9 protein-coding genes are annotated in these 15,013 nt (G+C 57.4%); 5 read left to right on the top strand and 4 right to left on the bottom strand.

Going from position 1 to position 15,013, the window contains the following annotated elements; genetic code table 11:
* Window positions 1-185: 185 nt before the first annotated feature.
* The 3 genes from GM655_RS02710 to GM655_RS02700 form a co-directional block, all read right to left on the bottom strand.
* Window positions 186-2,903, bottom strand: coding sequence for a beta-mannosidase (locus tag GM655_RS02710; RefSeq protein ID WP_371866692.1), 2,718 nt, complete (start codon window positions 2,901-2,903; stop codon window positions 186-188).
* Entirely contained in the window at window positions 2,867-4,399 is a 1,533-nt protein-coding gene (locus tag GM655_RS02705; RefSeq protein ID WP_155433075.1) for a tryptophan halogenase family protein, read from the bottom strand. The genes GM655_RS02710 and GM655_RS02705 overlap by 37 nt, the downstream gene beginning before the upstream one ends.
* A gap of 92 nt (window positions 4,400-4,491) precedes the next feature.
* Complete coding sequence (locus GM655_RS02700) at window positions 4,492-7,596, bottom strand: TonB-dependent receptor (RefSeq protein WP_229632344.1); 3,105 nt, start codon at window positions 7,594-7,596, stop codon at window positions 4,492-4,494.
* Window positions 7,597-8,082: 486 nt separating this feature from the next.
* On the opposite strand from GM655_RS02700, the gene GM655_RS23150 reads away from it, so the two are divergent.
* Window positions 8,083-9,132: a PEP-CTERM sorting domain-containing protein gene (locus GM655_RS23150; protein ID WP_155434089.1), complete on the top strand. Its 1,050-nt coding sequence runs from the start codon at window positions 8,083-8,085 to the stop codon at window positions 9,130-9,132.
* Between the two features lie 288 nt (window positions 9,133-9,420).
* Here GM655_RS23150 and GM655_RS22720 read toward each other — a convergent pair whose 3' ends face one another.
* Complete coding sequence (locus tag GM655_RS22720) at window positions 9,421-9,936, bottom strand: hypothetical protein (RefSeq protein WP_196308692.1); 516 nt, start codon at window positions 9,934-9,936, stop codon at window positions 9,421-9,423.
* 61 nt (window positions 9,937-9,997) lie between these two features.
* Here GM655_RS22720 and GM655_RS02690 point away from each other — a divergent pair, with 61 nt between their 5' ends.
* From GM655_RS02690 to GM655_RS02675, 4 genes are all read left to right on the top strand, one after another.
* Window positions 9,998-12,847: a PEP-CTERM sorting domain-containing protein gene (locus GM655_RS02690; RefSeq protein ID WP_196308691.1), complete on the top strand. Its 2,850-nt coding sequence runs from the start codon at window positions 9,998-10,000 to the stop codon at window positions 12,845-12,847.
* Between the two features lie 329 nt (window positions 12,848-13,176).
* Window positions 13,177-13,719: a PAAR domain-containing protein gene (locus tag GM655_RS02685; protein WP_155433073.1), complete on the top strand. Its 543-nt coding sequence runs from the start codon at window positions 13,177-13,179 to the stop codon at window positions 13,717-13,719.
* Window positions 13,716-14,330: a hypothetical protein gene (locus GM655_RS02680; protein ID WP_155433072.1), complete on the top strand. Its 615-nt coding sequence runs from the start codon at window positions 13,716-13,718 to the stop codon at window positions 14,328-14,330. The genes GM655_RS02685 and GM655_RS02680 overlap by 4 nt, the downstream gene beginning before the upstream one ends.
* Window positions 14,327-14,908, top strand: coding sequence for a hypothetical protein (locus GM655_RS02675; protein ID WP_155433071.1), 582 nt, complete (start codon window positions 14,327-14,329; stop codon window positions 14,906-14,908). Before GM655_RS02680 ends, GM655_RS02675 begins: the two co-directional genes overlap by 4 nt.
* The last annotated feature ends 105 nt before the right edge of the window (window positions 14,909-15,013 follow it).

Below are 15,013 nucleotides of genomic sequence, written 5' to 3'. Positions count from 1 at the left end.
GTACATCCGATGTCTCCATTTTTTCGGTTTAATAAACGCCTCGGCGAGCGCTAGTCCAAGGCATGGCGGTGGTGATGTTCGCCTTGCGCTGCCTAGGACGCTTTTATATCAGCGCCACTTTTCAGCAACAATCGCGCGCTGCTGTGCGGGGCGCTCTTTAGCATTGTTTAGTAAAACGGTGCGCATCAACGCGCTCCCTGCGCCAGCACATCGCCCACGGACTGCAGCCGCATGGCGCGACGCAGGGCCGCCAGACTGGCCGGCGATCGCAGCGACAGGCGCACGGATTCACCCGGCAGCAGGGTGAGAGCGTTATCGGATAGTTCCGCATCGAGCTCGCCGAAGTCTATCCAGACAGCGCGGGCGAACTGGCGTGCGCTGAGCTCCAAGTAGTAGCCGCCGGCTGCAGGCTGCAAGCGCGCCTGCAGTTGCGCCTCGGGCCAGCGCATTTCTTTCGCCGCACGGAAGTACAGCACGCTGCGCGCTGGCGCTTCGCCTTCCACCTGCAGATCGAACACGGCCACTGTATTCGCAGGATCGGCATTGCCGAGCAACTGCCCATCGGTGTACTCGGCGCTGCGCTGTGCGGACAGCGGCGCCAGTTCCACGGCACGGTGCTCTTCACGCAGCAACTGGCCATCCAGCGTGGTAACGCGCAAACGCAGCGTGCCACGCAGGCTATGGGTACGGTCATTCAGCAAATGCACGCGGCTGATGCCGTTCGCATCGCGCAGCGCTGCCACGGCCACGGGCGCATAGAAACGCCGCGCATAGAACTGCAGCGCCTTCCAGCGCCCGAACCAGTCCACGCTGGACCACGAAGCGCCGGGCCACACATCGTTAAGCTGCCAGTACAGCGAGCCCATGGTGTAGGGCCGGCTGGCACGGTGGTGGCTGGCCGCCAGCGCTATGCCCTCGGCCTGCGCTATCTGGCTCAGATAGATAAAGCTGGCAAAGCCCGAAGGCGTGCCGAATTCGTCGTTGACGTATTTGAGCAGCCGTTCATTGCCTTTGCCGGCCATGAACTTCTGGTGCGCTTCGATGACGGGCGTGCCCATGCCCTGTTCGGCGCGTTTAGCAAATGCGTCCACCGTGCGCTGCACGGGCCAGGCCTGCAGCCCATATTCCGACATGAAGCGCGGGGTGATCTCCAGATATTTGCTGACTGGGTGGGCGGGATTGCCCCACACCTCCCAGTAATGCATATCGCCGCTGGCCACCGTATTAGCCACCTCGGCCAGATCATCGCTGGGCGAACTGGCCCAGTAGGCCACGCCGCCGCCCTCTTCCGCCACCACCTTGCGCAGATCGCTACCGAATAGCTGCACGTAGCCGTTCCACACACGGGTAGCAAACGCAGGGTCGGCCTGCATCATGGCTTTGCCCGGCCCCCAGTACTTCCATGCGATTTCTTCCTCGTTATTGCCGCACCAGAGCGCAATGCTGGGATGGTTGCGCAAACGCCGTACGTTGTCGCGTGCCTCGGCGATCACGCTGGCGCGAAAGGCATCGTCATAGGCAGGCTGCATGCCGCCGCCGAACATGAAGTCCTGCCAGACCAGCAGACCCAGTTCATCGGCCAGATCGAAGAATGCATCGCTTTCGTAGTAGCCGCCGCCCCAGCTACGCAGGAAGTTCATATTCGCATCGCGCGCCGATTCCAGCACACGGCGCAACTGTGCCTTGCTCACGCGCGGCCGGAACATATCGAACGGGATGGTATTGGCACCTTTGGCAAACACGGGGATGCCGTTCACTTCAAAATAGAAGCTCCGTCCCTGCGCATCGCTATCGCGTTTCAGCACCATGCTGCGCAGACCCGTGCGCGCACTGGTGCTGGCCACCAGCCTGCTCCCCTGCGCTACTTCCAGCTCGTAGCGGTACAAAGCCTGCGCACCATAGCCGTTCGGATACCAGCGCTGCGGATTGAGCACATGCACCGGCAGTTCGATGCGGTTGTTGCCCTGTTTTAGCGCCGCTTTCTGCTGCACTGCCAGCACTCGCTTGCCATCGGGCGCAGTCTGCCACAGACGCAGCTCTACACTGCCAGCACCGATAGCATCGAGCGTGGCGATGGCAGCGAGTTCGGCACGCTGCTCGTCCACGTGGTCCTGCCGCAATTGCAGGTCATCGATGCGCAGCACATCCCAGCTTTGCAGTTGCACAGTGTTCCAGATGCCTGCCGTGACATAGCGCGGCCCCCAGTCCCAGCCATAGTGGTAACCGGGCTTGCGCGCAAAATTGGCCGTCATCGCATCGGCCGGCTCGTCGCCATACGGCGAAGGATAGTTACCGGCTAGTTTGTTCGGCATGGCCGTCACCTGCGGCAGCAGCTTGCTGATGGGTGAACGCAGCACAATGCGCAGTTCATTGCCACGCGCGCGCAGCCGCCCCTGCACGGGGATGCGCCAGACACGGAACGCATTATCCGCATCAAGCAGTTTTTCACCGTTGAGCCAGACTTCGGCATAGGTATCAAGGCCATGGAACACCAGATCGCTGCGTGCGCTGTTGCGCGTGGCGCTAGCAGCATCGAAACGCGTGCGATATTCCCAGTCCGCCAGCCCTATCCACTGCAGCCCCGCTTCCGGTGCGCCCACATAGGGATCGGGAATCAGCTTGTGGGCAAACAGGTCAGTGTGCACGGTGCCCGGCACGGTGGCCGACTTCCAGCCTGCCGCTTGCGGATGGCTCGCTAGCTGCGCATCGCCCGGCAGCATGCTGAAGCTCCAGCCCTGGTCGAGCGACTGCACCGTGGTCGCTGATGCTGATGACGCAAAGACCAGCAACGCCAGCAGATTCGCCCCCCTCGGCACCGCACTTGCCACACTTGCCGCCGCACGGCAGCACCACTTCATCAAGTCCATCATGCTGCGCGCGCCTTCCAGTAGCGTTCTATCCACTCCTCATGGCTAGGCATGGCGGCTACAGCATGGGCCAGCATGCCACGCATGCCTTCCACCAGCTCCACCAGCTTAGGCTCCGGCATCTCATCGACGATAGGATGGTAGCCCTGCGGCGTTATGCCCTGCCCCAGCATCACCTGTACCCAGCTAGGCAGGGCAAAGAAATCTTCGCCGTTACGGAAATAGCGGCCATCGCTACGGAACAGTTCCATCGCTTCACGCAGACTGTCCGGTATCGCCATGGTGCGGCAATAGTCCCAGAATGGCGTGTCATTACGTTCGGTGGCGTGGTAGTGCAGGATCAGGAAGTCGCGCACCCGTTCGTATTCGAAGGCCGTCTCGCGATTGTATTGTTCGGCCAGTTGCGGGTTGAAGTCCGCATTCGGGAACAGGCTCAGTAGGCGGGTGATGCCCGATTGGGCCAGATAGATGCTGGTTGATTCCAGCGGCTCGAGGAAGCCACTGGCCAACCCCAGCGACACCACATTGCGATGCCAGATTTTTTTGCGCATGCCGGTCGTGAAACGCAGCAGACGCGGTTCGGCCAGTGCCTTGCCATCGAGGTTGGCCATCAGTGTTGCCGCCGCTTCGTCATCACTCAGATAGCGGCTGGAATACACATAGCCATTGCCGATACGGTGCTGCAGCGGTATGCGCCACTGCCAGCCGGCCGCACGTGCCGTCGAGCGGGTATAGGGCGTGATAGTCTGCGCGCTGGCACAAGGCACGGCCACGGCGCGGTCACAAGGCAGCCAGTGCGACCAGTCCACATAGCCGGTCTTCAGGGTCTCTTCAATCAGCAGGCCACGGAAGCCGGAGCAGTCGATGAACAGTTCACCATCGACCACCTGCCCTGATGCCAGCGTGACGGATTCGATGTAGCCGTCATCAGCGCGCTGCTGTACGCTGACGATCTTGCCCTCGATGCGCTGCACGCCGCGCTGCTCGGCCACTTCGCGCAGATAGCGCGCGTACAGCGCCGCATCGAAGTGATAGGCGTAGGCGATATCTGCCAGCGGCGATCCGGGTGCCGCATTGCGGTCGCCCGAGGTGAATTTGCCTTGCGGCGCCATCACTGTCTGCGGTGAATAGTCGCCTATCGGCCCGGCTTTGCCGGCCAGATGCAGCTTGAGCCAGAACTGGTGGAACGGCAGCGGCCCCAGTGAACGGCCGATGGCGCCGAAGCCATGAATATAGCTGTCGCCTATGCGGCCCCAGTCGTTGAATTGTATGCCCAGCTTGACCGTGCCCTGGGTACGCCGGACGAATTCTGCTTCGTCCAGTCCCAGCCACTGACCATTGAACTGGCGGATATGCGGCACGCTGGCTTCGCCCACGCCGACGATGCCGATTTCCTCGGACTCGATCAGGCGCACACTGGCGCCCTTGCCTAGATAGGTGGTCAGCGCTGCTGCGGCCATCCAGCCGGCACTGCCGCCGCCCACCACGGTGATTCTGGAAATGCGTTGTTGCGTCGCTTGAGTTGTCGTCATCGCGCTGCCCAAATGAAGAAGGCAGTTGCCGGCGGAACCGGCAACTGCAGAGAAAACTCCCCATCCGGCGGGACGGGGAGCCTGGGGAAGTTTTAGAACTTGTAGCTCAGACCACCGTAGATCACACGGCCCGTGTAGTTATTGCCGTAGAAGCGATCCGTGGTGTCGTTACCCAGATGCGAACGGGTCTCCTGACGGGTCAGATTCAGCACCGAAGCGGTCAGGCTCAGTTGCTTGGTGAAGTTGTACGACGCGTTCAGGTCCACCTGGCTGTACGGATCCGAATACACATTCAGACCATTGATCAGGCCACCCACTACTTCGCCGCGACGGTTGTACGAAGCACGCACCATGTACTGGTCCGTACCGTAGAACACGGTCAGGTTGGTCTGGTTGCGCGCGCTGCCCACCAGTGGCGAAGTGCCGATCTGCTTGCCGTCAGCCAGCGTGATGGCCGCCTGATTGGTCTTGTTGTAGGTGTAGTTGAACTGGAAGCCCAGACCCATGTCGAGCGTGTGCTGGCCATACAGTTCGATACCCTGCGACACCGCATCACGACCACCGGCACTGGTCGAGTAGTTCTGCACCGTGACAGTCTGGCCACCCACCGTCATCGGCATGCTCAGCACCACCGGCACGGCAAAGTTGCTCACGTTCTTGCGGAACAGGCCAGTACCCAGCACCGAACCGCGGTGGAAGTACCACTCCAGACCCAGATCAAACTGCTTGGCTTTGTACGGCTCCAGCGCCTTGTTGCTGCCTTCGCCGAACCAGCCTTGCTGGTCGCCGCCACCGATCAGGCGACGGTCGTTGACATATTCCTGGCTATAGTTCTGCAGGCCGCCCGGCGAGGCGATGTCGCCATAGCTAGGACGGGCCACCACTTTCGATGCGGCGGCACGCAGCAGCAGCTGGTCGCTCAGATCGTAGGCCAGATTGAAACTAGGCAGCACATCGTTGTAGCTGCGGTCCAGCGAGCTGACCACGAACGACGAAGTGTGCGCCACGCTATCCGGCAGCGTGGTGAAGCCGCTGACGCAGCCCGAACCGGCCGGTGCGCCCACGGCTGGTTTGCCACCAGCCTGGCAGGGCGCCGGTGCGCCGTTGGCGCCGTTGAAGAAGTAGTCGTTGTAGTTGTCTACGCGGTCGGTCGAATCGGCGTGCTGGCGGGTACGGATGACACGCAGGCCGGCATTGCCGCGCAGACGGTCGGTCTTCACATTCGCCTGCAGATACATCGAAGTGATTTTCTCGCCCACGTTGTAGACGAAGTTATCTTCGTTACGGGTCTGCATGGCGCCGTAGGTTTCGTTCAGATGCGCGATATAGGCCGGGTAGTTAATCGCCGGGAAGGCGCTGGCCTTGATGCCGCCGGCCAGATTCGACAGCGACTCGGAATACAGGTAGTTGGACTGGAAGCGCGAAGCGCTCGAATCGCAGCCGGCCTGATAGCGGTTGTCGTAGTTGCTGGCGTCCTTGCCTTTGCAGGCCCAGTAGTTGTTACCGGTGCTGCGGTGGGTGCCGCCGTCTCGGTATTTGGCGCCGAACTGCAGCGAATCGAGCCAGTTGGTATCCGTGTGCCAGGTGAAATCACCCTGCAGATATTTCTGCTCGGTGCTGTTGCGGGTCCACGAGGACTGGGTCGAACCAAGGTCGATCTCGCCTATGCCCTTCTGCAGATTGGCCATCAGCTCAGGCGAGAAGGTCATGGTCGGCGTTCCTTGCGTGGTCCATGCGCTGGCGTAGTTACCCAGCGTCCAGCTGCCATCGGCATTCTGCACGCGCGGCTTGATCGGCATGGTGAACTGCATCGATGGCCCGCCCGTGGCCCAGGTACGACCCAGCTTGAACAGCGCATCGAGCGACTGACCGTGCCAGTCTGCTTCGAAGTCGGCCGTCTGCGACAGCGACTTCTCCTGATTGTAGCTACCGGTGATCTGCGGCGTCGGGATGGTGCAATCGTCCGGACCGAAGCCGCCTGTGTTCTTGTAGCCTGCTGCTGCCGCAGCATCGCCGCTGCAGTAGTATTTTTTACCAGCGTGGGCACTGTACTGGGCACCCGTCACGATAGTGCCGCTGCGATCGAAGGTCAGGCCATCGAGCATACGGCCACCGGGCCAGTTGCCGTCGCCATCGTAGCGCGCCAGATTCCACTCGGGCACCTTGAGGGTATTGGTCTGCGAGTCCTGCGACAGATCGAAGCGGAAGTAGTTACCCGTCAGCGTCAGGTTGCGCATCGGTTTCAGCTGCATGGTCAACTGGCCGCCTTTACGTTCGCGCTCTTCGTTCTTCACGTTCAGATTGACGGAAGTCGGCATCATGAAGTTGGTGTAGTACTTGCCGTTCTGGTCGTAGAAACCGGACTGGCCCCACCAGCGCGAATTCAGACCCGAAGGCTTGCCGTTCACGTCGGTCGCCGGATGGGCTTTGTAATCGTCGGCATACCACTGCCAGTTTTCCGTGCTGGCGCCCATGGTGCGGGTAGTACGTTTCTGCTGGGTGAAGCCGGCCAGAATGCCGAAGGTGTTGGCTTCGTCGTGCCAGGCGTACTGGCCGGAGAACTGTCCATCGGTTTTCTTGGTGGTGTCGGCCCAGGTACCTTCGGCCGAGACAAAGCCGCTGCCCGACTTCACTTCCAGCGGACGGCGCGTGTGCAGGATTACCGTGCCGCCGATACCGCCTTCATCGAGGCGCGCTTCCGGCGTCTTGAACAGCTCAGCGCTGGACAGCATATTCGACGGCATCAGCATGTAGTTGAACGAGCGGGTAGGATCACCGTTCGATTCTGCGGTGGCGATGTAGTTGCCGTTCAACTGGGTCAGCGTCAGTTCCGACGACAGGCCGCGCACACTCACGTTCTTGCCTTCGCCGCCATCACGGTTGACGATCACACCGGGCACGCGCTGCAGTGCATCAGCCACGTTCTTGTCGGGGAACTTGCCCACGTCTTCGGCGGTAATCACTTCGACGATGGCGTTGGCGTTGCGCTTCTGATCCAGCGCTTGTTCGATCGCATAGCGGTAGCCCGTGACCTGCACCGTTACCGGCTGGGCGGCATCACCTTTGGCATCGGCGGCCTTGCCCGCCGTTTGCGCGTGCGCGCTGGACAGCGCCACCAGTGCCGTCGCCACAGCAAGAGCAAGAGGCTTGACGGAGCAGCGAGGCTGCCGGCTTGCGAGATGGGTACTGAACATCATGTAGATCTCCTAGTTATGCCCGGGGTCGGGCTTTTTTATATGGCGGTAGCAAAGTTCCCATGACCCGTGGAACTGGTGGCGGCCTCCCGCGTCTCTCCGTATTACTGCACTGTGCGCTGCGCTGAGCGGCGCAGTATCAGACGATTTACTAAACGACAGAGGTGCCACCTGCATGTCGATGGGCATCGCGTTTCGCCCATAACTGTTTATACAAACTTAGTTTTGGCCATTCAACAGGATTTCAAAATTGGCATTTAGTTTAGTTTGCTTACTAAACAAGAGTGACGGGATTTTGCGACAACGCCGAATCACGCCGAGCCATACAGTTTCGATTGGTAAACGATCGGCCGCATCCATCTCCTCGTGCGTGCGGCCAATTTGTAGCCTCTAGGAAAAAATAATTGCAAAATAACTTGTAAAAATTTGATAATTAAATTAAAGTCACTTTACTTTCAAATATTCAATTAAATTTTCCAGAAGGAAACTATGAAAAAGACCTTACCATGGCTTGCAGCTTGGGCTTTCACGGCTCTCGGCGCACAACACGTTCACGCTGCAACCACGACTTACTCGTTTAGTTCGGCTGGCGCTAGCGGCAAGACCGGCCCGATTCAGGCACAGATCGATGCCGCTTATGCCAACTCTGCTCTGGCTGGAAAGGTCGTGGCGTTGAGCACTGGCATCCAGCAATGGATCGTTCCTACCAGCGGTCTGTACACTATTACGGCCAGCGGTGCCTCGGGTGGTTACACTGCCAATGCACTGGGTGGTCGCGGTGCCTCGCTAACCGTCCAGCAGCAACTGCTGGCAGGTCATACCATCCAGATTCTGGTTGGCGAAGAGGGTGGACGCGCCAGTGTTAATTCCGGCTCGGCTTCAGCTGGCGGTGGCGGTGGCGGCACGTTTATTTATGATGCTACCGACAGTAAGCTGATCTTGGTCGCGGGTGGCGGTGGCGGTGCAGCACAGGGTAGTGGCTTTTCTACCCTTAACGGTGGCGACGCTTCGCTGGCAAACGTTACTTCTGGCGCCAACGGGATAAGTTCGCCATATAGCTGGGGCGCTGCAGGTGTGGGTGGCGCCAACGGCAATGGTGGCTTGAGGCCTAGTTATGGCGGTGCGGGCGGTGGCGGCTTCATTGCTAACGGCCAGGGTGGCAATGCTTACGCAGGAGGTGGCGGTACTAGTTTCCTGAATGGCGGCCAGGGTGGTGCTAATTTGACCTGGTACGGCGCGTTGACTCTGAATGTGGCAGGCGGCTTTGGCGGCGGCGCTGGTGCTGGTATGCATTCCAACTTTGAAGCAAATGCCGGCGGCGGCGGCGGCTATTCCGGTGGTGGTGGTGGTGGCACCCGTGTAGGCGCAGGTGGTGGTGGCGGCAACTATTACACTGGTGATTTCCTGAATTTCGCTTACAACACTGGCAATGGCTCAGCCATCTTTACCAGCGCTGTACCAGAGCCTGAAACCTACGCCATGATGCTGGCTGGCCTAAGCCTGATGGCAGGCGTTGCACGCCGTCGCAAGCAGAAGTAGGCAACATGTCGCAGACCATCTTGGCAAAATGGTCTGCACGCCACACTGACTGACGTCCCACTCAAACCCGAGCTTGGGCGCCAGTCAGCAAAGTTACTATCGGGGCAGCGGCAAGTCCGTTAATAATCTCCCGTTTGATCGCGCACTCCCTCAAACTCTGTCGCCCGCCCCACGAGTCGACGTCCAATGCACGAAGCTAAACCCTTGGAGGCTGACGAGCATTTAGCAATTTCGTGGTGATTCAGCTCTCCCCCCTCCACGCCACACCAACTATCACTCAAGCCGCTTTCAATTCGGATTCACCTTTTCAGGATGTGGCTCGATTTCATCTTCAAAATCGCGCAATCGCGAGATGATGCTCGCATCCTTCGCATACTTCAGTCTTAATCTGGCAAGAGCCTTGTAAGTTCCAACGCAATATTTTTCCGGTTGATACTGCCATGAGCACTCGCCATAAGAACTGTGCCACCGGCAGTGGCAGTCAGCGAAGGGATGGTCAACCCGTATTCGGTGCCGTGGCCATCGCATCCCCGCGGAAATGACATCGGCTCGCGTGCGGTTATCGTGGCGCCGCATCCCGGCCAGCCACACCAGCAGGCAAAAAACCGTCTGAATGGACTGTTTTCTTCGGACTGGCAGGGAATTAAAATTTCCAATATGGCATGCAAAATCAAAAATATTGCATAGAACACGTGCAGGGCTGGGCAATGCCCCCCCCAGCGCCAGCCGCCTTTTCCCGCGGCGCTGCCGATCACCCGCCTCATCTCGCCCAACAACGCCTCTATTTTCAGGAGAATTTACCATGTCCCCTCGCATGTATCGCGCCCGTACTCCCCGCAGGGAACGCCCTCTCATTGCTGCTCTGATGGCGGCCGGCCTAATCCTGCCGCAAGCGCCGTCCAGCGCCGCCGATGTCGTTTGGACAGGCCGCGCTATTGATTGCATACAATGGAATTGCGCAGGTAATTGGGGCGCGGCATTATTGCCGGCTAAACGCGACAATCTCATCTTCGGCTCTAGCGCTGTATCAGCCAGCAATAATGACTTACTCCAGGAGATAGGCCACCTGACTTTTGCCAGCGATGCGCCCGCCATGACACTAAGCGGGAGGACCGTCGACAGCCAGGCAGATATCCGCAATTTCAGCGCCTATCGGCAAACGATTAATATGCCAATTAAATTCAGTAGCCCGGTCTTCTATATGCCAAGGGAGAGCCAAATCGATGGTGGCAAGGCTGGTCTACATTTAGCCGATGTCACGCTGGACAGCAGATCGCTCAAAATCAGCAACGACGTTAGCATTGCCAATCTGAAATCAAGTAATTATTCGGTCAACAACATTTATATCGACGCCAATTCGACACTCACAACAAATTTTGTGAATAGCAGCAGCGGTATATTTAATGCGGATGGCTGGCTCTCGTTGACCATGTATGGTCCAGGTGCGACCTTGAATAACAACTCTGCATTAGCCTTCGGTGGCCGTTCCACCGCATTTTTTATGGGGAACGGTGCTGTATTCAATGACATAGGCACCAGTGGCACCAACTACTTTGACAGCAGAATGGCATCGTCTTTCAATAATAGCCCCGAAACAAAGTTCCAAATCACTGGTGCAGGAACCAAATGGCTCTCTCAACGCGACTTCGATTTTGAAGTCGGGTACACAAACAACAGCAGTGACTTCGACATCAGTAACGGCGCGTACATGAGTACAGGTAACTTTACTCACACTAACAGCTTCTCGGGTTTATGGTCTGTATCAGGTGGCACGCTCGATGTGAAAGGCGATTTCAAGCTCAATGCAGGACTAGCCACTCTCCAAGGCGGTGCAATTCAAGTTCAAGGCAAGGCCAGCTTTGGACAAAAAAGTACATTCATATTCCGCGCAGGTACGCTCAGTGCTGCACAGTTCGACAATGCGGGGAGCTTTAGCTGGCAGAACGGCACACTTGGAATTACCGGGGCCGACGGCGCGCAGTTAGGCTCCGGTATCCTGCCTGAAAATTTACTCATCGATAGTGGCAAGGGCCTGCAGGTGAGTAATACGCTAACCGTCGGTACTGGCACTACGCTCACAGTAACAGACGGCCAGCTACAAAGTGGTCTGCTCGCAGTCCGGGGCGGCACAGCGAGCCTGTCCGGACAAGCGGCCAGCAATGGCGTGCTGCTCAGCAGCGGTACTCTGGTGGTGAACGGTACAGGCAACATCAGTGTCAGCAAGCTGCTGCGCAATACCCCCGTCCTGGATACTGGCAAGACACTGCAACTGGCTGACACGCTCAGTCTGGACGCAGGCAGCAGCCTGAGCGTTGATGGCGGACGGCTTAGCGCCCGCTATTTGCAGCTAGACGGCGGCACTCTTAACATCATGGACGACAGCACGGTAAGCGGCAAAGTGGCGCTCAACAGTGGGACTTTGCGCATTACCAGCCATGACAATATGGCACTGGGAGCTGGCCTGTTTGAACAAAGTGTCCGCCTGGGCCAGAATGCAACGCTCGAGGTCAGCAAAGGCTTGAACGTCGTAGCGGGCACTAGCCTGACACTGGCAGGAGGGCAGCTACGCGCACCCAGCCTCAACCTTAGCGGTGGCACGCTGCGCTTCGATAACGAGGCCGGCCCGCAAAACTTCAACTGGACCAGCGGCACGCTCAGCCTGGGCGGCCGCAACGGTGCGACGCTGGGCAGCGGCGCACTGGCGCTGAACACGCTGGTGCTCAACAGCGCGCGCAATCTCAACGTGGACCACACGCTCAGCCTTGGGCGCAACACCAATCTGGTCCTTGATGGTGGCCAGTTCAAGGCGGGCACGCTCGCGCTGCAAGGCGGACGGGTGAGCGGTCAGCTGAACTTAGACAACGTCGGCCTGCTGCAAGGCTACGGCAGCGTCAACGGCGCCATCAGCGGCGGCAGCAGCGCGCGTATCAATGCCAGCGGCGGCGTGCTGTCTGTGGGCGACGGCAACGATGCAGCAGGATTCGGCTTTGCCGGTGCGCTGGATGTCGGCAATAGCCGGGTCTGGATCTTCAATCAGGGTGTAGCACAGCTGGGCAACGCCACCTTCATCAGCGACAAAGGCCAGCTGCATAGTAGCGACGGCTTGCTGCTAGGCGCGGGCAACACGCTCAGCAGCAGCGGCAACACCAGCATCTACGGCCTGTTCGTGAATCAGGGCAGCGTTAGCAGCAGTGGCGGCACGCTCAGTTTCTATGACGACGTGAGCGGCACGGGCAGCTTCACGGGGCAGATGCTGTTCCGCGCCGGCTACAATCCCGGCGGCGCAGGCGCCAGCGCCCAAGTCGGTTTTGGCGGCGGCAGCGCCAGCTACGACAGCAACGCGATACTGACGATGGAAGTAATGGGCAGCGGCCACGACCGGATGAGCGGGCTCTCTACGCTCAATTTCAATGGCACTTTGCATCTGGTATTCGGCGCGGATTTCAATGCCAACCCGGGCAGCAGCATCAAGCTGTTCGACTTCCAGCATTTCAGTGGTCAGCTCGATGCAGAGCACATCGTCGTCGACGGCTACGACCGCGCAAAACTGGATTTCTCGCATCTGGGGCGCGACGGCAGCATAGGCGTATCCGCGGTGCCTGAACCTTCAGGCTATGCCATGCTGCTCGGTGGTCTGAGCTTGCTAGCTTGGCGCCGGCGCCGCACGCTCGGCGCGCGCCAGACGGCAGCAGGCTGTCCAGACGGGGGAAACTAGGAAGCACCGGAAATACGTGAGGGCCAGCGCAGACGAACAATCAGCGCTTCCCTCATTTTCAGTTCGATTGGCGCCGTTCAGGGTGCGGCTTGAATAGCAAGTTTCACCATCAAGCAAAACAGAATCGCCGCCATTAATGCTTTTCTCATACCCTATCCCAGCGTCTGACCGATGTTATTTATCATGATGTCACCTGATAAATTGGACTAAGCCACAACACTCGTTAGCTAGAATCTTCCACTGATTTAATGCGCACTATGATTTCACTCAATTCCTAGGGCCCACGTAAACTTAAACTGAGACCTTCACTCTAATGGAAGGCTTTACCTATGCGGCGCTATAACATCACAGTAGGTGCAAAGACAACCGCAGGCGGTGTCGTGCAAGCGACTACGACGCCAGCAATGATCAGCGGGACGAGGATTGCCGTCGAAGGCGACACAATTTATTGTCCTAAATGCAAAAAGACAGGAACAATAGTCTGCATCTCACCGCGGCATAAACAACACATTCAAGGAAAAAACTGCGCACTTTCTGACGACATTTGTTCATGTGGATGCTTTCCCCCTCCTCGCCTGCTGGCAAGTCAAACGGTGCGCTACCAATCTTTTCTATCAGAACAAAATTTTCAGAATTCTAGCGCTTCAATTGCAACATTACTGGTCGCCTCTGAAATCAAAGATTTTGTGCCTGAAGAGTTGGAACAATACTTTATAGCCACCAGAGACGACCAAGAGACACCAAATCTGACATACGTTATCCATGAAGATGGCGTAGTTCTGGACCGAGGTATGTTTGGTACTGACTCGAAAACCAAGGCATTCTCGATTCATCAAGACCTGCAATTCACCTGCTGGGCGAATCCAACATGAGTGTTCTCGACCCGCAGACCAAACTACTCGCCGCAATTGCATACGGCGAGGCTTCACCTGCGAATCTAAAAGATGAATTAACCGGAATTGCCCACACTGTGATGAACCGATGCAGAATCTGGGGCAATAAGACAGTCGAGCAATTGATCGCAGCAGATCCAAACTACACGTATGTCGTACAGGGAAAAAGCAAGCGCTTCAACAATTTCATGGAAATTTGTGAAATCAAACAGTTGACCAAAGACTCTGGAAAACTACTCGCCTGGGAATCAGCCCAGGAAGTGCTCGCAAACTCTATATCAGATCCATCGCATGGTGCATTCTGGTGGGATGGAGTAGATTTCTCAACCAATTTTTCACGTCACCCAAAAGTCATCGATGGTTTTAAATTTGGCTCGCCTGATCACAATATATTTGGAGTTAAGGAGCAACTTCGAAAGACAAAGATCTACTGGATCATCAAGAATAAAAATACCGGAAAAGAAGTTACATCTAAAGTACGCGGTGAATATACGTGTGTTTGGTTATCAACCGCCGCTATCGGAAAAACTATCTTCTGGAAACACTCACCGGAATATCTTGCTGCAACTGGCTGCAAGGAGTATCGATGACGTCACTTATATTGACTCTAAGCCTGGCGCTTACCAACGAACTGGCTCAAAGCTATCAAGACTATTTCAGCACTTTACAAGAGCAGGTGTTTTCCCCTCGAACCTTAATTCCGGGGCCTAAAATAACGCACAATTATTTGTCTTGGAAAGAAACCAGAGTTTATTTCGCAAGCGCGAGGGTCTTTCCAACCGAACAAATTAGCCCGGGAGACTTGGGCTCCCATCCCACCGCCTACCGATCAGGAAAGCTAGACTGCATAGAGGGACAAGCCGCTGCGAGCAGCGGCACTGCCGTACGGCACTTTGCCGTCTATCTGATAGACCGTCGTCAAAAAAGACCCGTCATTTATAAACTACCAGGCATGTTTGGCTCATGCCAAAACATACGCAAAGCACAAAGGGGAGATATACTTTTTGACGACATTAATTACCGCTATAAGCCCGAAATGGAGATTCCGTACGGGATTAGCTTTACTGAATACCGCATTGTTCAAGGAAAATTCAAACCCACGGGCAAAATTCGATACGCCCGGTTTATCGAACAGGAGAATGTCTGGAAGTTCCAGCTGGAGAACTAAAAAAGCCCCCCCCAAAAAAAGCCTAGAAGGAAAAGGAAAAAGCCTGCTACTCCGTGAGGAATAGCAGGCTTTATGATCCTGGTGCGCTTGCCGGAATCGAATCTC

The organism is Pseudoduganella danionis (assembly GCF_009720775.1).
Classification (GTDB): Bacteria; Pseudomonadota; Gammaproteobacteria; order Burkholderiales; family Burkholderiaceae_D; genus Rugamonas; species Rugamonas danionis.
Note: the sequence above shows the minus strand (reverse complement) of the source record. Positions and strands in the feature narration are given on the sequence as shown.

What these genes read in the sequence shown, in the direction of transcription:
- GM655_RS02705 (WP_155433075.1), bottom strand. Translation starts at nt 4,399, where the DNA reads ATGACGACAACTCAAGCGACGCAACAACGCATTTCCAGAATCACCGTG.
- GM655_RS02700 (WP_229632344.1), bottom strand. Translation starts at nt 7,596, where the DNA reads ATGATGTTCAGTACCCATCTCGCAAGCCGGCAGCCTCGCTGCTCCGTC.
- GM655_RS23150 (WP_155434089.1), top strand. Translation starts at nt 8,083, where the DNA reads ATGAAAAAGACCTTACCATGGCTTGCAGCTTGGGCTTTCACGGCTCTC.
- GM655_RS22720 (WP_196308692.1), bottom strand. Translation starts at nt 9,936, where the DNA reads ATGGTAAATTCTCCTGAAAATAGAGGCGTTGTTGGGCGAGATGAGGCG.
- GM655_RS02690 (WP_196308691.1), top strand. Translation starts at nt 9,998, where the DNA reads ATGGCGGCCGGCCTAATCCTGCCGCAAGCGCCGTCCAGCGCCGCCGAT.
- GM655_RS02685 (WP_155433073.1), top strand. Translation starts at nt 13,177, where the DNA reads ATGCGGCGCTATAACATCACAGTAGGTGCAAAGACAACCGCAGGCGGT.
- GM655_RS02680 (WP_155433072.1), top strand. Translation starts at nt 13,716, where the DNA reads ATGAGTGTTCTCGACCCGCAGACCAAACTACTCGCCGCAATTGCATAC.
- GM655_RS02675 (WP_155433071.1), top strand. Translation starts at nt 14,327, where the DNA reads ATGACGTCACTTATATTGACTCTAAGCCTGGCGCTTACCAACGAACTG.